Origin of the sequence: Microbacterium algeriense, assembly GCF_008868005.1 — a bacterium.
Lineage (GTDB): Bacteria > Actinomycetota > Actinomycetes > Actinomycetales > Microbacteriaceae > Microbacterium > Microbacterium algeriense.
Genome location: NZ_WAAO01000002.1, coordinates 850,018 through 869,883, shown reverse-complemented (window position 1 = coordinate 869,883; position 19,866 = coordinate 850,018). Strand labels below are relative to the sequence as shown.

General features: G+C 69.6%; 19 protein-coding genes and 4 tRNA genes. 16 read left to right on the top strand and 7 right to left on the bottom strand.

Annotated elements, in window-relative coordinates; translation table 11 throughout:
* Positions 1 to 82: 82 nt before the first annotated feature.
* From F6A08_RS11810 to F6A08_RS11800, 3 genes are read left to right on the top strand one after another with little or no spacing between them, the layout of a single operon-like run.
* Positions 83 to 1,288: a PQQ-dependent sugar dehydrogenase gene (locus F6A08_RS11810; protein ID WP_017202179.1), complete on the top strand. Its 1,206-nt coding sequence runs from the start codon at positions 83 to 85 to the stop codon at positions 1,286 to 1,288.
* Positions 1,257 to 2,222 carry a TIGR03885 family FMN-dependent LLM class oxidoreductase gene (locus F6A08_RS11805; RefSeq protein ID WP_124895583.1) on the top strand — a complete coding sequence of 322 codons (966 nt, stop codon included), beginning with the start codon at positions 1,257 to 1,259 and terminating at the stop codon, positions 2,220 to 2,222. The genes F6A08_RS11810 and F6A08_RS11805 overlap by 32 nt, the downstream gene beginning before the upstream one ends.
* Positions 2,219 to 3,883, top strand: a complete 1,665-nt coding sequence (locus tag F6A08_RS11800; RefSeq protein WP_017202177.1) for an alpha-amylase family protein — start codon at positions 2,219 to 2,221, stop codon at positions 3,881 to 3,883. The genes F6A08_RS11805 and F6A08_RS11800 overlap by 4 nt, the downstream gene beginning before the upstream one ends.
* A 32-nt stretch (positions 3,884 to 3,915) precedes the next feature.
* Here F6A08_RS11800 and F6A08_RS11795 read toward each other — a convergent pair.
* Positions 3,916 to 3,991, bottom strand: a tRNA-Val gene (locus F6A08_RS11795).
* 151 nt (positions 3,992 to 4,142) lie between these two features.
* Here F6A08_RS11795 and F6A08_RS11790 point away from each other — a divergent pair.
* The 3 genes from F6A08_RS11790 to F6A08_RS11780 all read left to right on the top strand — a co-directional run bounded on the left by F6A08_RS11790 (position 4,143) and on the right by F6A08_RS11780 (position 4,438).
* Positions 4,143 to 4,215, top strand: a tRNA-Gly gene (locus F6A08_RS11790).
* Positions 4,216 to 4,269: 54 nt separating this feature from the next.
* Positions 4,270 to 4,340, top strand: a tRNA-Cys gene (locus F6A08_RS11785).
* A gap of 26 nt (positions 4,341 to 4,366) precedes the next feature.
* Positions 4,367 to 4,438 (top strand) — tRNA-Val (locus F6A08_RS11780).
* 208 nt (positions 4,439 to 4,646) lie between these two features.
* Here the strand turns inward: F6A08_RS11780 and F6A08_RS11775 are convergent.
* Together F6A08_RS11775 and F6A08_RS11770 are read right to left on the bottom strand one after the other, a co-directional pair.
* Positions 4,647 to 6,002 (bottom strand): cryptochrome/photolyase family protein, encoded by a 1,356-nt coding sequence (locus tag F6A08_RS11775; protein ID WP_151459529.1) that lies wholly within the window; start codon positions 6,000 to 6,002, stop codon positions 4,647 to 4,649.
* A gap of 91 nt (positions 6,003 to 6,093) precedes the next feature.
* Entirely contained in the window at positions 6,094 to 6,492 is a 399-nt protein-coding gene (locus F6A08_RS11770; RefSeq protein WP_151459528.1) for a DoxX family protein, read from the bottom strand.
* A 50-nt stretch (positions 6,493 to 6,542) separates the two neighbouring features.
* Here F6A08_RS11770 and F6A08_RS11765 point away from each other — a divergent pair, with 50 nt between their 5' ends.
* The 3 genes from F6A08_RS11765 (at position 6,543) to F6A08_RS11755 (ending at position 9,534) form a co-directional block, all read left to right on the top strand.
* A complete protein-coding gene (locus tag F6A08_RS11765) occupies positions 6,543 to 6,902 on the top strand; it encodes a YnfA family protein (RefSeq protein WP_026049723.1) in 360 nt (119 codons plus the stop codon).
* A gap of 121 nt (positions 6,903 to 7,023) precedes the next feature.
* Positions 7,024 to 8,964 (top strand): threonine--tRNA ligase, encoded by a 1,941-nt coding sequence (gene thrS, locus F6A08_RS11760; RefSeq protein ID WP_225855842.1) that lies wholly within the window; start codon positions 7,024 to 7,026, stop codon positions 8,962 to 8,964.
* Positions 8,965 to 8,991: 27 nt separating this feature from the next.
* Positions 8,992 to 9,534 (top strand): HIT family protein, encoded by a 543-nt coding sequence (locus F6A08_RS11755; protein ID WP_151459526.1) that lies wholly within the window; start codon positions 8,992 to 8,994, stop codon positions 9,532 to 9,534.
* A 484-nt stretch (positions 9,535 to 10,018) separates the two neighbouring features.
* Here F6A08_RS11755 and pdxY read toward each other — a convergent pair whose 3' ends face one another.
* Together pdxY and F6A08_RS11745 are read right to left on the bottom strand one after the other, a co-directional pair.
* Positions 10,019 to 10,870 carry a pyridoxal kinase PdxY gene (gene pdxY, locus F6A08_RS11750; protein ID WP_151459525.1) on the bottom strand — a complete coding sequence of 284 codons (852 nt, stop codon included), beginning with the start codon at positions 10,868 to 10,870 and terminating at the stop codon, positions 10,019 to 10,021.
* Between the two features lie 46 nt (positions 10,871 to 10,916).
* Entirely contained in the window at positions 10,917 to 12,224 is a 1,308-nt protein-coding gene (locus F6A08_RS11745; RefSeq protein WP_164479554.1) for an aminotransferase class I/II-fold pyridoxal phosphate-dependent enzyme, read from the bottom strand.
* An 89-nt stretch (positions 12,225 to 12,313) separates the two neighbouring features.
* Between F6A08_RS11745 and pdxS the strand changes: the two genes are divergently transcribed.
* Together pdxS and pdxT are read left to right on the top strand one after the other, a co-directional pair.
* Positions 12,314 to 13,204 (top strand): pyridoxal 5'-phosphate synthase lyase subunit PdxS, encoded by an 891-nt coding sequence (pdxS, locus tag F6A08_RS11740; protein ID WP_017202170.1) that lies wholly within the window; start codon positions 12,314 to 12,316, stop codon positions 13,202 to 13,204.
* On the top strand, positions 13,194 to 13,805 hold the full coding sequence (gene pdxT / locus F6A08_RS11735; protein WP_151459524.1) for a pyridoxal 5'-phosphate synthase glutaminase subunit PdxT: 612 nt from the start codon (positions 13,194 to 13,196) through the stop codon (positions 13,803 to 13,805). The genes pdxS and pdxT overlap by 11 nt, the downstream gene beginning before the upstream one ends.
* A 32-nt stretch (positions 13,806 to 13,837) precedes the next feature.
* Here the strand turns inward: pdxT and F6A08_RS11730 are convergent, their stop codons facing one another.
* Both F6A08_RS11730 and F6A08_RS11725 read right to left on the bottom strand, forming a co-directional pair.
* Positions 13,838 to 14,764, bottom strand: a complete 927-nt coding sequence (locus tag F6A08_RS11730) for an aminoglycoside phosphotransferase family protein (protein ID WP_151459523.1) — start codon at positions 14,762 to 14,764, stop codon at positions 13,838 to 13,840.
* Between the two features lie 81 nt (positions 14,765 to 14,845).
* On the bottom strand, positions 14,846 to 16,210 hold the full coding sequence (locus tag F6A08_RS11725) for a pyridoxal phosphate-dependent decarboxylase family protein (protein WP_151459522.1): 1,365 nt from the start codon (positions 16,208 to 16,210) through the stop codon (positions 14,846 to 14,848).
* Between the two features lie 126 nt (positions 16,211 to 16,336).
* Here F6A08_RS11725 and F6A08_RS11720 point away from each other — a divergent pair, with 126 nt between their 5' ends.
* The 5 genes from F6A08_RS11720 to F6A08_RS11700 all read left to right on the top strand — a co-directional run bounded on the left by F6A08_RS11720 (position 16,337) and on the right by F6A08_RS11700 (position 19,849).
* Positions 16,337 to 17,098, top strand: coding sequence for a YebC/PmpR family DNA-binding transcriptional regulator (locus F6A08_RS11720; protein WP_151459521.1), 762 nt, complete (start codon positions 16,337 to 16,339; stop codon positions 17,096 to 17,098).
* A 45-nt stretch (positions 17,099 to 17,143) separates the two neighbouring features.
* Positions 17,144 to 17,728: a crossover junction endodeoxyribonuclease RuvC gene (gene ruvC, locus F6A08_RS11715; RefSeq protein WP_151459520.1), complete on the top strand. Its 585-nt coding sequence runs from the start codon at positions 17,144 to 17,146 to the stop codon at positions 17,726 to 17,728.
* A 9-nt stretch (positions 17,729 to 17,737) separates the two neighbouring features.
* On the top strand, positions 17,738 to 18,358 hold the full coding sequence (gene ruvA, locus F6A08_RS11710) for a Holliday junction branch migration protein RuvA (RefSeq protein WP_017202164.1): 621 nt from the start codon (positions 17,738 to 17,740) through the stop codon (positions 18,356 to 18,358).
* Positions 18,351 to 19,376 (top strand): Holliday junction branch migration DNA helicase RuvB, encoded by a 1,026-nt coding sequence (gene ruvB, locus F6A08_RS11705; protein WP_017202163.1) that lies wholly within the window; start codon positions 18,351 to 18,353, stop codon positions 19,374 to 19,376. The genes ruvA and ruvB overlap by 8 nt, the downstream gene beginning before the upstream one ends.
* Before the next feature lie 71 nt (positions 19,377 to 19,447).
* Positions 19,448 to 19,849, top strand: coding sequence for a preprotein translocase subunit YajC (locus F6A08_RS11700; RefSeq protein ID WP_420846039.1), 402 nt, complete (start codon positions 19,448 to 19,450; stop codon positions 19,847 to 19,849).
* The last annotated feature ends 17 nt before the right edge of the window (positions 19,850 to 19,866 follow it).

Sequence of the window (19,866 nt, the reverse complement as noted above, 5' to 3'; positions counted from 1 at the left end):
CTGTGAGCCTTCTCTGAGAGGTGCCCCGCGCCTAGGGTCGAGAGGGAAGGGGCGAGCGGAGCGGAGAAGGCGAGGGAGTCGGATGAGGATCACGGGCACACGGGCGTTCGGCGGCCTCACCGCGCTCCTCCTGGCGTTCCTCGCGGTCTCGTGCGCTCCGGCACCGTCACCGAGCACCTCGGCGCGCCCGTCGACGGAGGTCAGTCCGTCTCCCGCCGGTGAGATCGTCACGATCGCGGAGGATCTGGTCACCCCGTGGTCGCTCGCCTTCCACGACGGCGTCGCGCTGATCAGCGAACGCGACACCGCACGGATCCTCGAGGTGACGGACGCCGGATCGCGCGAGGTCGCCCGGATCAGCGACGTGGAGGCACGGGGGGAGGGCGGCTTGCTGGGCATCGCCGTGCACGACGACCTGCTCTACGCCTACTCCACGGGAGACGACGGCAACAGCGTGCGGCGCTTCCCGCTCTCCGGTGAGCCAGGCGCGCTCGAACTCGGTGCAGGCCAGACGATCCTCTCCGGTATCCCCGCCGGGACGAACCACAACGGCGGACGCATCGCCTTCGGACCCGACGGGATGCTCTACGTCGCGACCGGGGACGCCGGTGATCGGGAGAGCGCGCAGGATCTGACGTCGCTCGGTGGCAAGATCCTCCGGCTCACGCCCCGCGGCGCGATTCCGGCGGACAACCCCTTCGAGGCTTCTGCCGTCTTCAGCTACGGTCACCGCAATCCGCAGGGCCTCGCGTGGGATGACGAAGGGACGATGTATGCGAGCGAGTTCGGGCAGGACACCTGGGACGAGCTGAACCGGATCGAACCCGGAGCGAACTACGGCTGGCCCCAGGTGGAGGGCAGCGCGAACAGGGCGGGGTTCGTCGACCCCGTGCAGCAGTGGGCGCCCTCCGCGGCCAGTCCGAGCGGAATCGCGATCCTTGGAGGCAATCTCTTCCTCGCGAACCTCCGAGGCGAGCGGCTGCGAGAGGTGCCGCTGGATGACCTCGCCTCGTCCGTCGAGCATCTCAGCGGCACCTACGGCCGGCTGCGGGACGTCGTGGCCGCACCCGACGGCACGCTGTGGGTGCTCACCGGCAACACGGACGGTCGGGGGACCCCTCGGCCGGCGGACGACCGCGTGCTCCGCCTCTCCCTCGGTGCGACCGCGGACGGGGAGGACGGAAGCGCGTCTGCCATCCCGGCGGCGCTCGTGTCAACCACTGCCGCAGCGGCAGCGCGGTTGGCAGACTCGGCGCATGGTGTTCATCGGATTCCACGCCTCACATGAGCAGATCCCGCCGAGCGCACTGCTGGAGGCCGTCACGGCGGCGGAGCAGGCCGGCTTCGACGGGGCGATGTGCTCGGACCATCTCGCCCCCTGGCTCCCGGAGCAGGGGGAGTCGGGCTTCGCCCTGAGCTGGATCGCCGCGGCGCTCGCGCGCACGACGTTCTCGATCGGAATGGTCAACGCCCCTGGGCAGCGCTACCACCCCGTCGTGGTCGCGCAGGCCTTCGCCACGCTCGAGGAGATGTTCCCCGGACGGTTCTGGGCGGCGCTGGGCAGCGGGGAGGCCATGAACGAGCATGTGACGGGCGACGGATGGCCGGCCAAGGCCGTGCGCAACGAGCGTCTGGCGGAGAGCGTCGACGTCATCCGCCGTCTGCTCGCCGGCGAGGAGGTCAGCCATGACGGACTGGTCCGCGCGCACCGTGCCAGGATCTGGAGTCTTCCCGCATCCCCGCTACCGTTGTTCGCGACGGCGGTGAGCGCGGAGACCGCAGCCTGGTCCGCAGAATGGGCCGACGGTCTCGTCACGGTGGCCCAGCCGCCGTCGGTGCTGCGGCGCGTCATCGACGAGTACCGCTCGGCCGGGGGCACAGGGCCCTGCAGCCTCCAGGTCCACCTGAGCTGGGCGGCGACCGACGCCGAGGCCCTCGCCCTCGCCCGTCAGCAGTGGCGCAACGGCGTCCTGGCTCCGCCGCTCACCTGGAACATCGAGCAGCCGGAGGAGTTCGACGCCGCGATCGGCGCGCCGGACGATGCTGCTCTCCGCGCCGCGGTGCTGATCGACCACGATGCGGCGTCCCTCGCCGACCGCATCGCCGAGCTGGTGACGATCGGATTCGACCGGGTCTATCTGCATCATGTCGGCAGAGAACAGGCCGGCTTCCTCCGGGCCGCAGGATCCGAGCTCATCCCCGCACTGAAGGAGCGACTGTGAAGATCACCGACACGAGCGACCTGTGGTGGAAGACCGCGGTCGTCTACTGCCTCGATGTGGAGACGTTCCTCGACACGAACGGCGACGGCGTGGGCGACCTCCGCGGCCTCGCCCAGCGGATCGACTATCTCGCGCAACTCGGGGTGACGTGCCTCTGGCTGATGCCGTTCTATCCCACGCCGGACCGCGACGACGGTTACGACGTGAGCGACTTCTACGGAATCGACCCCCGGCTCGGCGACCACGGCGACTTCGTGGAGGTGATCCGCACCGCCAGGGACCGCGGGATCCGTGTGATCGTCGACCTCGTGATCAATCACACCTCGGATCGGCATCCCTGGTTCCTCGCGGCGAAGCGCAGCGTGTCCTCTCCGTACCGCGACTACTACGTGTGGCGGGACGACGCCCCGCCGAAGGGGCAGCAGAACGCGGTGTTCCCCGGACAGGCCGACGGCATCTGGACGAAGGACGAGGCGTCGGGGCAGTGGTACCAGCACAGCTTCTACGAGCACCAGCCCGACCTCAACATCGCCAACCCCGCGGTGCGGGACGAGATCGCGAAGGTCATCGGATTCTGGCTGCAGCTGGGCGTCTCGGGATTCCGGGTGGACGCGGTGCCGTTCCTCCTCGAGGTGCCCCGCGGAGCGGAGATCCCCGATCCCCACGAGCTCCTGCGCGACATCCGGCGGTTCCTCCAGCGGCGATCCAGCGAAGCGATCCTGCTGGGGGAGGTGAACCTCCCGTACGCCGAGCAGGTCGACTATTTCGGGGGCACGGACGGCGACGAGCTGACCATGCAGTTCGACTTCGTGGCGATGCAGGCGCTGTATCTGTCGCTGGTGCGGCGAGAACCCGGCCCGCTCGTGGAGGCGCTGACTGCGCGCCCCGTGCTCGGTCCGGAGGTGCAGTGGGCGAACTTCCTCCGCAACCACGACGAGCTGACCCTGGACAAGCTGGACGACGCGGAGCGGCAGGAGGTCTTCGACGCCCTCGCTCCCGACGAGCGGCAGCGCGTGTTCGGTCGCGGGATCACCCGTCGCCTCCCGCCCATGCTCGACGGAGACCCGCGGCGCATCAGGATGGCCTACAGCCTCCTGTTCACGCTTCCCGGGACGCCCGTGCTCTTCTACGGGGAGGAGATCGGCATGGGGGAGAACGCCGAGATCGAAGCGAGGGAGGCGGTGCGGACCCCGATGCAGTGGTCGTCCGGACGCAACGGCGGCTTCTCGGACGCCGCTCCGTCCCGGCTTCCGGCCCGCCCGCCCGCGGACGGCTACGCACCGGAGCATGTCAACGTCGCCGATCAGCTCGACGACCGGGGATCGATGCTGCACTTCATCCGCGAGCTCGCCTCCCGCTACCGTGTCTCGCCTGAGCTCGGCTGGGGCGAGTTCGCCGTGATCGAGCAGCCGGTCGATGCCGTGCTCGTGCACTCGCTCACGGCGGATGTCGGTCGGCTGGTCGCGGTGCACAACTTCGCGGAGGTGCCGGCGACCGTGACCTTCCGGCTCGCCGAGGAACCGGAGGGGACCGACCTCGTCGGACTGCTGGAGTCCGAGCGGCTGACGCTGGGAGCGAAGGGCGAGGTCGTGCTGGAGGTCCCGGCGTACGGATACCGGTGGCTCCGGGTCGCACGCCCCGGGGACGGACGCATCGCCTGAACCAGGCCGAGGAGGCCTCGGAGGGGGAGTGATGGTGGGCGATACCGGACTCGAACCGATGACCTCTTCCGTGTGAAGGAAGCGCGCTACCAACTGCGCCAATCGCCCATACCCGTGGGGTACGTCACCCGATACTACCGGACGCTCGGAGGCCGTGTTGACCACTCTGGGAGACACGCGCGAGATTCGCCACCGGTTTGGCGAAGGCGGGATCATCGGCTAATGTTTCATGAGTGCCCGGGACAACCGGGAACGAAATGCGGATGTAGCGCAGTTGGTAGCGCACAACCTTGCCAAGGTTGGGGTCGCGAGTTCGAGTCTCGTCATCCGCTCGAGTGCAGAGGGTCTTCTTCGGAAGGCCTTCAGCACGTGGGGTCAATCCACACGGTGGCGTGGCCGAGCGGCTAGGCACCGGCCTGCAAAGCCGTTTACACGGGTTCGAATCCCGTCGCCACCTCGCGGAAAACTGAATAGCCCCAACGGGCGCGATTGGCGCAGCGGTAGCGCGCTTCCCTGACACGGAAGAGGTCACTGGTTCGATCCCAGTATCGCGCACAGACAAACCCCCGGTTCTCCGGGGGTTTTTTCGTTCCCGGACCCCGTCGCTCACGGCCTGCCGCCGGGCGTCTGTCGGGCGCCCGGACGGCTGTCGGGCCGAAGAGCCCGGTTTCGCACGGCATCCGTCCCGTCCTCCGACATCCGTACGACGGGAAGGGTCGGACAGTCCAGGGACGGGAGGGCAGGAGGGGTCGGGATGCGGGCGTCAGCCGCGGGCGGGCGGGCGGGGAGCGCGCTTGACCTCGTCGTAGGCGGCGAGCGCGGCCTTGCGCGTCGCGGCCAGGTCGACGATGGGCTCGGTCGGCGCGTCGCCGGCCCAGCGCGAGACGTAGAGGTTCTGCGGATCGAACTTCTTCGCCTGCAGCTCAGGGTTGAAGACGCGGAAGTAGGGCGCCGCATCCGCCCCCGACCCGGCCACCCACTGCCAGTTGAAGGGGTTGTTCGCCTCATCGGCGTCGACGAGCGTGTCCCAGAACCACTCCTCTCCGAGTCTCCAGTCGATGAGCAGGTTCTTGATGAGGAAGGACGCGGTGACCATCCGGACCCGGTTGTGCATGTAACCGGTGTGCCAGAGCTCCCGCATGCCGGCGTCGACGAGCGGCACCCCCGTCTCGCCGTGCTGCCAGGCGTCGAGGTGCGCGGGGTCGAGCGGCGGCCAGGGGAAGGCGTCGAACTCCGGGCGGAGGTTCTTCGTGGCCAGGTCGGGGGAGTGGAAGAGCGTGTGCCAGGCGAACTCCCGCCAGCCGAGCTCGGAGAGGAACCCGCCCGCGCCGTCGACGCCGACGGCTTCGTGCCAGACCGTGAAGGGACTGAGCTCCCCCCAGCGCAGCCGCGGGGAGAGCAGAGAGGTCGCCCCCGCTGCCGGTTCGTCCCGTGCGCGGTCGTAGGAGGGGAGATCCTCCGCCAGGAACTCCTGGAGACGCCGTCGCGCGGCGGGCTCGCCGGGCTCCCAGGTCTCGCGGAGCCCGCCTGCCCAGTCGGGTGCGGTCGGAAGGAGTGCCCAATCGTCCAGGGCATCGGATGCCGGGACAGCCGTCGTCCCGGCGAGCGTGCGGGGCTCGGTAAGCGGCGACCGCGGCGCGGGAAGGGAAAGGCAGGCGCGCCAGAACGGCGTGAACACGGAGTAGTGGGTGCCGCTGCCCGTCGTGACGGTCCACGGCTCGCGGAGCAGCGAGGCCGCGAACGAGGACACCTCCATGCCGGCCGCACGCAGTGACGACTTGAGTCCCGCGTCCACCGCGCGCGCCGGAGCGCCGTAGCGACGATTCCAGTACACGGCGCCCGCACCGACCTCGTGCGCGAGCTCCTCGATCACCCGACCGGCTGGGCCTCGTCGCAGCACCAGGGCGACGCCACGCTCTCGCAGTCCCTCGCGGAGGGAGTGCAGCGAATGATGCAGCCACCAGCGTGCGGCTCCGCCGAGAAGGCGCATCCCTTCCGATTCCTCGTCCAGCGCGAACACGGCGACGAGCGGCTCGTCCCGCTCGGCAGCCGCGTGCAGGGCCGGGTTGTCGGCGAGGCGGAGGTCATCGCGGAACCAGACGAGCGAGGGAGAGGCCATGGACTCAGTCTGCGGGACCGGATGCCGGAGCACGCGGGGGTTGTCGCGGTGCGCCGCCAACGAGTAGGGGCGTGGGAACGCGCCGTCAGCGTCAGCGGCGAGGTCGGGATGGAGCGTTCGTCGCCCACAACGCCCATGCGACCAGGAGCGGTTGGAGGAAGAGGCGACCGAGTCGACGCGCGTCGGTATCGAGTCCCGGCGTGGACCGCTGCGTCCGCCACTGGTGCACATTGCCGGGGAACACGGCGACGAAGAACGCGGCAGTCGCCCAGCCGATGCGGCGTCGCTCCCTCGGCAGAGTGAGCAGTCCCGCGGCGAGGGAGACCTCGGCGGCCCCGGATGCGATGACGATGGCGTCTTTGTCCATCCGGGTGATCCGCGATGCCCAATCGGGCACGACCACCCGGAAGCCGCGGGTCTGGATGAAGTGCAGCACCCCGATCGCGCCGAGGGCGAGAGCGAGGAGCCAGCGGCCGATCGTCCGAGTCATGCGCCCACGCTACCGTCGTCGTCGGAGATCGCGGCTGACACACTGTGGTGATGACCGTGTTGCGCATCATCGTGCTCTTCCTCCTGGCCGCCGTCGCCGAGATCGGCGGGGCCTGGCTCATCTGGCAGGCGGTGAAGGAGGACCGCGGCTGGCTGTTCGCGGTCCTGGGCGTCATGGCACTCGGGGCCTACGGGTTCGTTGCGGCTCTGCAGCCGGATGCGAACTTCGGTCGCGTGCTGGCCGCGTACGGCGGGATCTTCATCGCCGGGTCGCTCGCCTGGGGCGTCATCGTCGACGGGTTCCGCCCCACGACCTGGGACGTGATCGGCTCCGCCGTGGCACTGGCCGGAGCGGCCATCATCATCTTCGCGCCGACCGCCGGATCCTCCGGGACCGAGACCGCCGGGTGACGGTCAGCAGCCCCCGAGCGGGCGAGTAGCCTAGATCCAGACCCAGATGGAGTGATCAGTGCCTGAAAACGCCCAGCCGACCGACGGCTTCGCCCTGTTCTCTGACCGAAACGTCGTCGCCATGCGCGTCGGCGGCGTCCTCAAGGACCTCGCCGCGACGGTCACCGAGACCGACGAGGTCGAGCCCGTCACGATCGACAGCCCCGACGGCCTGAACATCCTGCGCCACTCGGCCGCGCACGTGCTCGCGCAGGCGGTGCAGCGCATCAACCCGCAGGCGAACCTCGGCATCGGTCCGCCCATCACCGACGGCTTCTACTACGACTTCGGCGTCGAGACCCCTTTCACGCCGGAGGACCTCAAGGCGATCACGAAGGAGATGCAGCGCATCGTCCGAGAGGGGCAGCGCTTCGTCCGCCGTGTCGTGACCGACGAAGAGGCGCGCGCCGAGCTCGCTGACGAGCCGTTCAAGCTGGAGCTCATCGGCCTCAAGGGCCCTTCGGCCGGTGCCGAAGGGGAGATCGCCGAGGGCGCGTCCGTCGAAGTCGGCGAGGGCGAGCTGACGATCTACGACAACACCACCCGCGACGGCGAAGTCGTCTGGAAGGACCTCTGCCGCGGCCCGCACCTGCCCAACACGCGCATGGTCGGCAACGGCTGGGACCTCACCCGCATCGCCGCCGCCTACTGGCGGGGGAGCGAGAAGAACCCGCAGCTGCAGCGCATCTACGGCACCGCATGGCCGACCAAGGACGAGCTGCGCGCCTACCAGGAGCGCATCGCCGAGGCCGAGCGCCGTGATCACCGCAAGCTCGGCGCCGAGATGGACCTGTTCTCGTTCCCGGACGAGATCGGCTCGGGACTGGCCGTGTTCCATCCCAAGGGCGGCATCATCCGCTACGAGATCGAGGAGAACCTGCGCAAGCACCTGCTGCGCAACGGCTACGACCTCGTCAACAGCCCGCACATCACGAAGAAGGATCTCTTCATGACGTCGGGGCACCTGCAGACCTACGCGGACGGCATGTTCCCCCCGATGCACCTCGACGAGATCGTCGACGACGAGGGCAACATCACCCGCCAGGGCCAGGACTACTACCTGAAGCCGATGAACTGCCCGTTCCACAACCTCATCTTCCGTTCGCGCGGGCGCTCCTACCGGGAGCTGCCGCTGCGGTTGGCGGAGTTCGGGACGGTCTACCGCTACGAGAAGTCCGGCACGCTCTCCGGGCTGACCCGCGTGCGCGGCCTGACCCAGGACGACGCGCACATCTACGTCGCCCAGGATCAGGTCAAGGAGGAGCTCACCACCAACCTGAACCTCGTGCTCGACCTGCTCCGCGACTACGGGCTCAACGACTTCTACCTCGAGCTCTCGACGAACGAGGAGGGCAACCCGAAGTTCCTCGGCGAGCCCGAGCAGTGGTCGACGGCGATCGACACCCTGCGCGAGGTCGCCATCGAGTCCGGACTCGAACTCGTCGCCGACCCGGGCGGCGCGGCCTTCTACGGTCCGAAGATCTCGGTGCAGGCGCGCGACGCGATCGGCCGCACCTGGCAGATGTCGACCATCCAGCTCGACTTCAATCAGCCCGACCGCTTCGAGCTGGAGTACACCGGTCCCGACGGACAGAAGCACCGGCCCGTGATGATCCACCGGGCGCTCCTCGGCTCCGTCGAGCGCTTCTTCGCGATCCTCCTCGAGCACTATGCCGGCGACTTCCCGCTGTGGCTCGCGCCGAGCCAGGTCGTGGGCGTGCCCGTGGCGGAGCAGTACGGCGACTACCTCGACGACGTCATCGCGCAGCTGCGCGCGGCGGGCGTGCGAGCGGATGTCGATCACTCCGACGACCGGATGCAGAAGAAGATCCGCAACCACACCACCGCGAAGGTCCCGCTGATCCTCATCGTCGGCGAGCAGGATCGTGCCGCGGGGACCGTGTCGTTCCGCTTCCGCGACGGCACGCAGGAGAACGGCGTGCCGGTGGCCGATGCCGTGCGACGGATCGGAGCGGCGATCGCCTCGCACGCTCTCGTGCTGAAAGCGGAGGACCTGGCGTGATCCCCCGGCCAGCGCAGGAGTCCCGCCGTGGCTGACCTGGAGGACGCTGCGCACCTCGCCGGAGTGCCGGACGAGTTCCAGCGGCTGTGGACCCCGCATCGGATGGCGTACATCCAGGCGGGGCCCGAGCCGCTGCGCGAGGAGTGCCCCTTCTGCGAGGCGCCGAAGTTCCCCGATGCGGAGCGGCTGATCGTGGCGCGCGGCGAGACGGCGTACGTGCTGCTCAACCTGTTCCCGTACAACTCCGGGCACCTGCTGGTCTGCCCCTACCGTCACATCGCGACGTACGATCAGGCCACTCCGGAGGAAGTCGCCGAGATCGGCGCGCTCACGCAGACCGCGATGCGGGTGCTGAGCGAGGTGTCGCACTGCGACGGCTTCAACCTCGGGATGAACCAGGGAGCGGTCGCCGGCGCGGGCGTCGACGCGCATCTGCACCAGCACGTGGTGCCGCGGTGGCGCTCGGACGCGAACTTCTTCCCGATCATCGCGAAGACGAAGGCTCTCCCGCAGCTCCTCGGCGAGGTGCGCGAGGCCGTCTCTGCGGCCTGGCCCGCTTCCGACCGCTGACCTTCCGCTCGGCGGGCCGCTGAGCTGCTTCCTTGCCGTACCCCGACTGGGTCGCTGAGCTGCTTCTTCGCCGTACCCCGGTTGGGTCGCTGAGCTGCTTCCTTGCCGTACACCATTGGGTCGCTGAGCTGCTTCTTTGCCGTACCCCGATTGGGTCGCTGAGCTGCTTCTTTGCCGTACCCCGATTGGGTCGCTGAGCTGCTTCTTTGCCGTACCCCGACTGGGTCGCTGAGCTTGTCGAAGCGTCCTGTGCAGGGCCCTTCGACAAGCTCAGGGACCCAGGGTCGGAGGGACTCCGGGTGGGCCCTTCGACAAGCTCAGGGACCCAGGGTCGGAGGGACTCCGGGTGGGCCCTTCGACAAGCTCAGGGACCCAGGGTCTCAGGGACCCAGGGTCTCAGGGACTCCGGGTGGGCCCTTCGACAAGCTCAGGGACCCAGGGTGGGCGGGACCCAGGGTCTCAGGGACCGGGGTGGGCGGGGTGGTCAGCGCACCTGACGCGCGGTGAACTGCATCCGCGGATGGGCGTAGAACTCCTGCGCCTCGACGAGCTGCAGTTCGCGCTCTCCGGACTCGAGGGTCGCCTTGAGCAGGTCGTACACGCTGGATGCCGTGCGCTCGAGCGCGACCTTCGCACTGCCGGTCTCGACGTAGTGCGCCGTGAACAGGGCTGCCGTCACGTCGCCGGATCCGTTCGCCTTCATCGGCAGGTGCGGGGTCTGCACGAGCCACGCCCCATGCTCGTCCGCGGCGAGCATCTCGATCGTGCCCTCTTCGCGGTCGGGGCGCTCGACGCTGGTCACGAGCACGGTGCGCGGTCCCATCGCGTGCGCGAGATCGACCGAGGCGAGTGTGGACTCGAGCGTGTCCGGCTCGGTGTCGGTGAGGAAGCCGAGTTCGAACTGGTTCGGGGTGATGATGTCGGCGACAGGCACGACGCGCTCCCGCAGCAGCACCGGGATGGCCGGAGCCACGAAGCAGCCGGACTTGGCGTTTCCCATCACGGGGTCGCAGGCGTAGACGGCGTCCGGGTTCGCGGCCTTCACGCGGGCGACGGCGTCGATGATCACGTCGCCGATGCCCTCCCCGCCCTGGTAGCCGCTGAGGATCGCGTCGATCTGCCCGAACACGCCGCGCTCCTCGATGCCGGTGATGACCTCGCGCACGTCGTCCGGCGCGATCAGCGGCCCGCGCCAGGCGCCGTAGCCGGTGTGGTTGGAGAAGTTCACCGTGTACACCGGAAGCACTTCGACGCCGATGCGCTGCAGCGGGAACACGGCGGCGGAGTTGCCCACATGGCCGTAGGCGACGGCGGACTGGATGGAGAGGATCTTCATTCTCCGACTCTTTCGTTCGGGGCGGGCCGGTGCCCGCGACGGGTGGTCATCGCGCGGCCGCGACGAGGTCTGCGACCAGGGTCGCGGCGTCGTCGTCGGACAGGTCGTGCACGGTGAGGCGCAGGTGGTGGGAGGGCTCAGCGCGCTCGTCGAGGGCGAAGTCGTCGCCCGTCCTGGCGAGCCAGCCGCGCCGCATCAGGCGCTCCGCGATCGCGCGGGCCGGCAGCGGGAACTCGACCCACAGACTGAGACCGTCCGATGCGGTGGCGGCGATGCCGCTGTCGCGCAGCAGTTCCGCGAAGGCGGTGTTCCTCTCCGCGTAGTGCGAGGCGGCGTCGGCGACCTCGGCCATGACGGACGCGTCGGTCAGCTGGGTGAGGGCCAGGCGCTGCAGCAGGTGGCTGACCCAGGTGGTGCCGGGGCTCAGACGCATACCGAGGCGATCGGCGGTCTCCGCATCCGTCGCCGCGATCGCGAGGCACATGTCCGGCCCGAGGAACTTCGACACCGAGCGCACGAGGGCGAAGCGACGGTGCTCCGGGCCGATGAGCGATTCGTAGGGGCGCTGCGAGAGCATCGAGAAGTGATCGTCCTCGATGATGAGCACGTACGGGTGCTCCGCGAGCACCGCCCGCAGTTCTGCTGCGCGAGCGGCCGTGAGGCTCGCTCCCGTGGGGTTCTGCGCCCGTGGAGTGCAGATCACGGCGCGGACGCCCGCCTCCAGCGCCGCCTTCAGCCCGTCCACGGTCATGCCCTGGGAGTCGACCGGCACGGCGACGGCGCGGTATCCGCCCAGTCGCACGGTGTGGATGCTGGCGAGGAAGCACGGGTCCTCGAGCGCGACCGCGTCATCGCGCATGAGCGCCTGAGCGAGCAGGCGCTCGACCGCATCGACGGCACCGCTGGTCACGGTGATGCGGAAGTCGACGTCGGTCAGATCGCCGGACATCCAGTCCCGCGCCCATTCCTCGAGCCCGCGATCGATCACCGGCTCGCCATAGAGCACCGGGCGGGAGGCGATCGTCATGAGGGCAGGAGCGGGATCCGGGATGAGGCGCGGATCCGGGTTGCCGGTGCCGATGTCTCGGAGCACGGTGTCCGGCGCGTACCCCTCCTGCGCCACGGTCTCCAGACCGGCGACCACGGTTCCGGCGCGCCCGCGGGAGACCACGAGGCCGGCCTGTGCGAGCTGCCGATACGCAGCGACCGCCGTGTTGCGGTTCACGCCGAGTGTGGCCGCGAGTTCTCGGACCGGGGGAAGGACGCTTCCCGGGCGGAGGACTCCGCGCTCGCGCAGGGCGCGCACGCTGTCGGCGATGTCCGACGCGGTGGTCCCTGTGATCTGGTCGCTCATGATCCTCCTCGACGATTCTAGGTCGGATCCGACAGTGCTAAGTTTGATCTAGATCAAACACGCCTTCGGATCATCCACAGGAGCACACCATGACCGAGACCACCACCGGATCCTCGCGCGTCAAGCGCGGCCTCGCCGAGATGCTCAAGGGCGGCGTCATCATGGACGTCGTCACCGCCGAGCAGGCGAAGATCGCCGAGGACGCGGGCGCCGTCGCCGTCATGGCGCTCGAGCGCGTGCCGGCCGACATCCGGGCACAGGGGGGCGTGTCGCGCATGAGCGACCCGGACATGATCGACAGCATCATCGATGCGGTGTCCATCCCGGTGATGGCCAAGGCGCGCATCGGCCACTTCGTCGAGGCGCAGGTGCTTCAGGAGCTGGGCGTCGACTACATCGACGAGTCGGAGGTGCTCTCGCCTGCGGACTACGTCAACCACATCGACAAGTACGACTTCACCGTGCCGTTCGTGTGCGGTGCCACCAACCTCGGTGAGGCACTCCGCCGCATCAACGAGGGCGCGGCGATGATCCGCTCCAAGGGCGAGGCCGGCACGGGTGACGTCTCCGAGGCGATGAAGCACATCCGCAAGATCCGCGGTGAGATCGCCGCCCTGGCCGCGCTGCCCAAGGACGAGCTCTACGTCGCGGCCAAGGAGCTGCAGGCGCCGTACGAGCTCGTGGCCGAGATCGCCGAGACCGGCAAGCTGCCCGTCGTGCTGTTCGTCGCGGGAGGCGTCGCCACTCCGGCGGATGCCGCGATGATGATGCAGCTGGGTGCGGACGGCGTGTTCGTCGGGTCCGGGATCTTCAAGTCGGGCAACCCCGCCGAGCGCGCGAAGGCGATCGTCAAGGCGACGACGTTCTTCGACGACGCCAAGGTGATCGCCGAGGTCTCGCGCGGGCTCGGTGAGGCGATGGTCGGCATCAACGTGAGCGATCTGCCCGCACCTCACCGGCTCGCCGAGCGTGGCTGGTAGGACACGGGTCGGCGTTCTCGCGCTGCAGGGCGACGTGCGCGAGCATGCCGCCCTGCTGTCCGGGCTCGGCGCCGACGTCGTGCCGGTGCGTCGACCCGGCGAGCTGTCCTCTGTCGACGGACTGGTGATCCCCGGCGGGGAGTCGAGCGTGATCGACAAGCTGTCCCGGACGTTCGGGATGCAGCAGCCGATCCGCGACGCGATCGAAGCGGGTCTGCCGGTGTACGGCACGTGCGCTGGTCTGATCCTCCTCGCCGACACGGTGCTGGACGGCATCGAGGGACAGGAGTCCTTCGGCGGGATGGACATCGACGTCCGGCGCAACGCCTTCGGGCGTCAGACCGAGTCGTTCGAGACCGAGCTCAGCGTGCCGGCGCTCGGACAGGCGCCGGTGCGCGCCACCTTCATCCGGGCGCCGATCGTCGAGCGCGTGGGCGCGGACGTCGAGGTGCTCGCGTCGCTCGCGGACGGCACGGTCGTCGCCGTGGAGCAGGGGAGTCTGCTCGGCACGAGCTTCCATCCGGAGGTCGACGGTGAGACGCGCTTCCATGAGCGATTCCTCGCGAAGGCCCGTGCGGTGGCGGACGCCGGGATGCGGTAGCACGGCATCGGGCGGCGTCGCCGCGCCGTGGCTCAGGGCAGCAACCCGCCGAGCCAGCGCAGTGCAGGGAGCGCCTGTGTCCGCTGGAAGGCGCGGAGTCCCGGCAGCTGCGGGATCTCCGGCTGAGCCTGCTGGCACCACAGGAACGACGCGAAACCGGAGATGACGGGCAGCATCGCGGTCTGCGACGGCGCACCGTGCTCCTCGAAGGTGCGCCATGCGTCTTCGCACCTCGGTCCTCCCGCGGCCTCGATGCTCGGCAGCAGACAGGGCAGATCCGTCCAGGCGGCGCCCCTGCGCGCGTGCGGCCAGTCCAGCAGGTGCGCGCGCCCGTCGCTGATGAGGATGTTGTCGGCCCGCACATCGTCATGCACGATGGTTTCTCCGTGCACGGCCTGGGCGAAGCCGTCCTCGATCCGGAGCAGCTCGGGGAGGGCGCCGCGAAGACGGTCAGGAAGGCCGGCGCGGAGTCGGGAGTCGACAGCGATCTCTCTCCAGCGGGTGAAGCCGGGCACCATGTCGTCCTCCGCGCGCGGCAGCTCGACCGGTGCCCGCGTGCCCGACACGGCGCGCAGCGTCTGCGCGACGGCCGTCAGATCCTCGGGCGTCCAGGGGTTCCCTGGATGGTGTCCGTCGATCGCATCGATGATGAGCGCGGCCCCCGTCGCATCGTCGATGGCGGCGTGCAGGGGCGGGGCGATCCCCTCCGGCAGGTGGGAGAGCGTGTGCAGCTCGGCGCGGAGGAAGCGCAGTGAGTCCGCGTGCCCGTCGGCGGCGCACGCCTTGACGAACGCCCGAGCGGTGGTGGTCGTCAGGACCCCGGCGTAGGAGGCGCTGAACCCGCCGTGGGCGGGCTCGTCCCGGACGTATTCCCCACCGACCGCACGGAGGATCCGCGTGCGGAGCGCGGCGGGAAGGCTCGTCCACGCGGGCCGGCGGCGGTCTGCTCCTGCCTTCATCGTGCCCTCCGGGTCATGACGTCCCCCTGTGCAGAGGTGCCTCGACGTTAGCAGGGCGGGTGTGCGAGGCCGGCAGCAGGGTCAGGGGTCGATCAGACTACGGATCGCCTGTACGGTGCGGTCCACGTCGGGGGTCGTGGTCGCCCATGAGGACATCGAGCAGCGCAACGCGGCGTGCCCCCGCCATTCGGCGCCGGTCACCACCGCCGTGCCTTCGGCGAGGATCGCCGCCCCCAGGGCTCGCGTGTCGTCGTCCGACCCGACGCGGAACATCACCTGGGTGTAGTCGACGACGTTGAGGATCTGCACGCCGGCGATCGATCTGAGGCCGGTGGTCATCGCCACCGCGTTCGCATGCAGTCGATCGATCAGGTCGGCGACGCCGGACCTGCCGAGACTGCGCAGTGCTGCCCATGCGGGCACACCCCGCGCACGTCGGGACAGCTCGGGGGTCACGTCCCACGGATCGAGGCCGGAGTAGATGAGGTAGTCGCCTCCGGTGCGGAAGGCGGCGATCGAGTCCGCGGGGTCGCGAACGATCGCCATGCCGCAGTCGTAGGGCACATTCAACGTCTTGTGCGCATCCGTCGCCCAGGAGTCCGCATCCTCCATGCCCGCCGTCAGGTGACGCAGGGCGGGGGACGCGGCGGCCCAGAGGCCGAAAGCGCCGTCCACGTGCACCCAGGCGTCGTGTCGCCGGGCGACCTCGATCAGGCGGCCGAAGTCGTCGAAGGCGCCGGTGTGCACCTCGCCGGCCTGAAGGCACACGATGAGCGGACCTGACCCATCCGCGAGAGTGCGCTCGAGCGCATCCGCTCGCATCCGGCCCTGGTCGTCGGAGTCGACGACGATCAGTTCGCCGCGCCCGATCCCGAGGAATCGCGCGGCGCGATCGATGGATCCGTGCCGGTCTGCGCCGACAACGAAGCGGATCGGCGGTGCGGCGCGAAGGCCCTGCTCCGCGACGTCCCACCCGATGCGCGCCAGCACCGCGTGGCGTGCGGTCGCGAGGCAGGTGAAGTTCGCGAGCTGTCCGCCCGTGACGAAGCCCACGCTCGCGGTCTCCGGCAGGGAGAAGAGGTCGAGCATCCATCGGCCGGCTATCCGCTCGACGGCGACGGTGGCGGGTGTCAGCACCGAGGATCCCGAGTTCTGATCCCAGGCGGACACGAGCCAGTCCGCCGCGAGCGCCGCGGGCAGCGTGCCGCCGATCACGAACCCGAAGAAGCGGCCGCCGGGGATCGCGACGAGTCCGGGATCGGCTTTCGCGGCGAGCTCGTCGACGACGTCCGCGGCATCCGCCCCGTGTGCAGGCAGCGGTCCGTCGAACGCCGACAGCATGTCGTCCAGGCTCGCGCGCGGCCAGACCGGTCGATCGGCGAGAGTCCCGAGGAACTCCGTCGCACGGCGGTGGGCGGCGTCGAGAGCGCGCTCTCGATCGTTCATGCGCGTCAGTCTCCCACCGGGGATCGAGGCGGACAAGGCGGTTCCCGTTCGGGCGGCTCCTGAGTTTCTATAGAATGGACGACGCCCTGGACACGGCTCCGGGGCGGATACGACGAGCGGAGACTTATGTCCGGGCATTCCAAGTGGGCGACCACGAAGCACAAGAAGGCCATCATCGACTCCAGGCGCGCGAAGTCCTGGGCCAAGCTCATCAAGAACATCGAGGTCGCCGCCAAGCTCGGCGGCCCCGACCTCGCAGGCAACCCGACGCTCTTCGACGCGGTGCAGAAGGCCAAGAAGACCTCCGTCCCGAAGGACAACATCGACCGCGCGGTGAAGCGCGGTGCGGGCATCGGCGGCGAGGCCGTCGAGTACACCTCGATCATGTACGAAGGCTACGGACCCAACGGCGTGGCCCTCATGATCGAGTGTCTGACCGACAACAAGAATCGCGCAGCCGCCGAGGTCCGCACGGCGCTCAGCCGCAACGGCGGCACGCTGGCCGACCCCGGCAGCGTCGCGTACAACTTCAGCCGCAAGGGCGTCATCGTCGTCGGCTCCGAGGGGACGACTGAAGACGACGTGATGATGGCGGCGCTCGAGGCGGGTGCCGAGGAGATCGAGCCCCACGCCGAGGGCTTCGAGATCATCACGGAGGCGACCGACCTCGTGGCGGTGCGCAGCGCGCTGCAGGAGGCCGGCATCGACTACGAGTCGGCCGACGTGGAGTTCGTCCCGGACCTCAAGGTCGAGATCGACGCCGACACGGCCCGCAAGATCTTCCGCCTCATCGATGCGCTCGAGGACAGCGAGGACGTGCAGAACGTGTTCACGAACTTCGACCTGACTCCCGAGGTGCAGGCGGAGCTGGAGAACGACGACGCCTAGGCGCGCCGGAGCCGTGCTGTCGCAACCGCGGCCTAGCCTGGGGGAGTGACCTCCTCCCTGCGTGTGCTCGGCATCGATCCGGGCCTCACCCGGTGCGGAGTCGGCATCGTCGATGTCGATCGCTCCCGCCGTGGCACCCTCGTGCACGTCGGCGTGATCCGTTCGGCGCCCGATGCCGAGATCGGCGACCGGCTCGCGATCGTCGCGGCGGGCATCCGTTCCGTGATCGCCGAGCACCGTCCGGATGCCGTCGCCGTGGAGCGCGTCTTCGCGCAGCAGAACACCCACACGGTCATGGGCACGGCGCAGGCCAGCGGCGTTGCACTGCTGATCGCGTCCGAGCACGGCCTCCCCGCCGCCACCCACACGCCGAGCGAGGTCAAGGCGGCCGTCACCGGCTACGGCTCGGCCGACAAGCGACAGGTCCAGGCCATGATCGCGCGGATCCTGCGGCTCGATGTGCCCCCGCAGCCGGCGGACGCCGCGGACGCCCTGGCGATCGCCCTGTGCCACGCCTGGCGACGCGGCGGGGCCGCACCCTCCGGCGCGAACGCGCCCACCCCGGCGCAGCGCGCCTGGGCGGAAGCGGAGAAGCGTGTCGGTCGAACATATCTACGAGCGACGCCGTAGGCTGGTCGAATGATCTCTTCTCTGCACGGTGTCGTCCTGCACACGACCTCGGACCAGGTCGTCATCGATGTGGGCGGTGTCGGGTTCTCGGTGGCCGTCCCCGCCGACGTCGCGCACACGGCCACCGTGGGGGAGAGGATGCTCCTGCACACGAGCCTGATCGTGCGGGAGGACGCCCTGTCGCTCTTCGGGTTCGCGGACCGCGCTGAGCTGGAGATCTTCGGTCTGCTGATCAGCGTCACCGGCGTCGGCCCCAAGTCGGCCCTGGGCGTGCTCTCGCACCTGACCGCCGACCAGATCGCGGAAGCGGTCACCTCCGAAGACGATGCGCCCTTCCGCCGGGTGTCCGGCATCGGGCCCAAGACGGCGAAGCTGATCGTCGTCCAGCTCGCCGGCAAGGTCCAGGCACTGGCGGCTCCGTCGAAGCCGGCGGCCGCCGGGGCAGGAGATGTCGTGTCCCAGGTCGCCGCAGCCCTCGTGGGTCTCGGCTGGTCCGAGAAGGTCGCCGCCGATGCGGCCGCGCAGACCGCCGCGGACGCGACAGAGGCGGAAGGCGCGTCGGTGGCCCTGCTCCTGCGCCGCACCCTCGCCCTGCTCGGCCCGGCGCAGGGAGGCCAGGCGCGTGTCTGATCCGCTCGATGCCTCCGAGCCCTCCGACGAGACCGAACTCGCGATCGAGGGAGCGCTCCGCCCGACGAGCCTCGGCGAGTTCGTCGGTCAGCAGAAGGTCCGCGGGCAGCTGCAGCTGCTGCTCGAAGCCGCACGCCTCCAGGGACGCCCCGCAGACCACATCCTCCTCGCGGGCCCTCCGGGTCTCGGCAAGACCACTCTCGCGATGATCGTCGCGCATGAGAGCGATCGGCCGCTCCGGCTGTCCAGCGGCCCGGCGATCCAGCACGCCGGCGACCTCGCCGCCCTGCTGTCGAGCCTGGTGCCCGGCGAGGTCCTCTTCATCGACGAGATCCACCGCATGGCCCGCTCCGCGGAGGAGATGCTGTACCTCGCGATGGAGGACTACCGGATCGACATCATGGTCGGCAAGGGCGCCGGGGCGACGAGCATCCCGCTCGAGCTCTCGCCCTTCACGCTCGTGGGTGCCACGACGCGCTCCGGCCTGCTGCCCAACCCGCTCCGCGACCGGTTCGGATTCACCGGTCACCTCGAGTTCTACGAGGAGTCCGAGTTGGAGCAGGTGATCGCGCGCTCGGCCGCGGTGCTGGGCGTCGACCTGCCGACCGACTCGCTCTCGGAGATCGCCCGGCGATCCAGGGGCACCCCCCGGATCGCCAACCGGCTCCTGCGTCGTGTGCGCGACTACGCCCTGGTGCACGGCGGCGGTGCGGCGACCATCCGCGACGTGCGGGCAGCTCTCGAGCTGTACGACGTCGACCCGATCGGACTCGACCGGCTGGACAGGGCCGTCCTCGACGCGCTCGTCCGCCGCTTCCGCGGAGGACCGGTCGGACTCAGCACGCTCGCCGTCGCCGTGGGCGAGGAAGCGGAGACGGTCGAGAGCGTGGTGGAGCCGTATCTCGTGCGCATCGGCTTCCTCGGCCGGACGCCGCGCGGGCGCGTGGCGATGCCCGAGGCCTACACGCACCTCGGCGTCGCGCATCCGGACGGGATGCTTAAGTTGGATGACCTATAATCACTGAAGACTTCCCGGATACCTTCGCGCGCCCAAAGGCTGGAGCGTGCACCTGAGAAAGGCGCTACCCCATGCCCATGGAATTCCTCCTCTTCGGACTTCTCGCCGTCCTGCTCGTCTTCATGATCTTCAACACGCGCAAGCGCACGAAGCAGATGAAGGCCGAGCAGGAGGAGAAGGCGACCAAGACCGTCCCCGGCGCCAAGGTGCTCCTGCAGGGCGGCATCTACGGAACGATCGTCTCGTACGACCCCGAGGACCTCGACACCCCGGCCCTGGTGGAGATCGCCCCCGGCACCATCATCGACGTCCACAGCCAGGCCATCCTGCGCGTCGTCGAGCCCAAGGACGCCGTCGTCGACGCACCGGTCGTCGAGACCGAAGAGCCCGTTGCGGATGACGCGATCGCTCCGGCCGTCGAGACTCCGGAGGAGACCCGCGCCCGCCTCGAGCGCGACGCCGACGACAAGTAACCCCGCGGCCGCCGCGG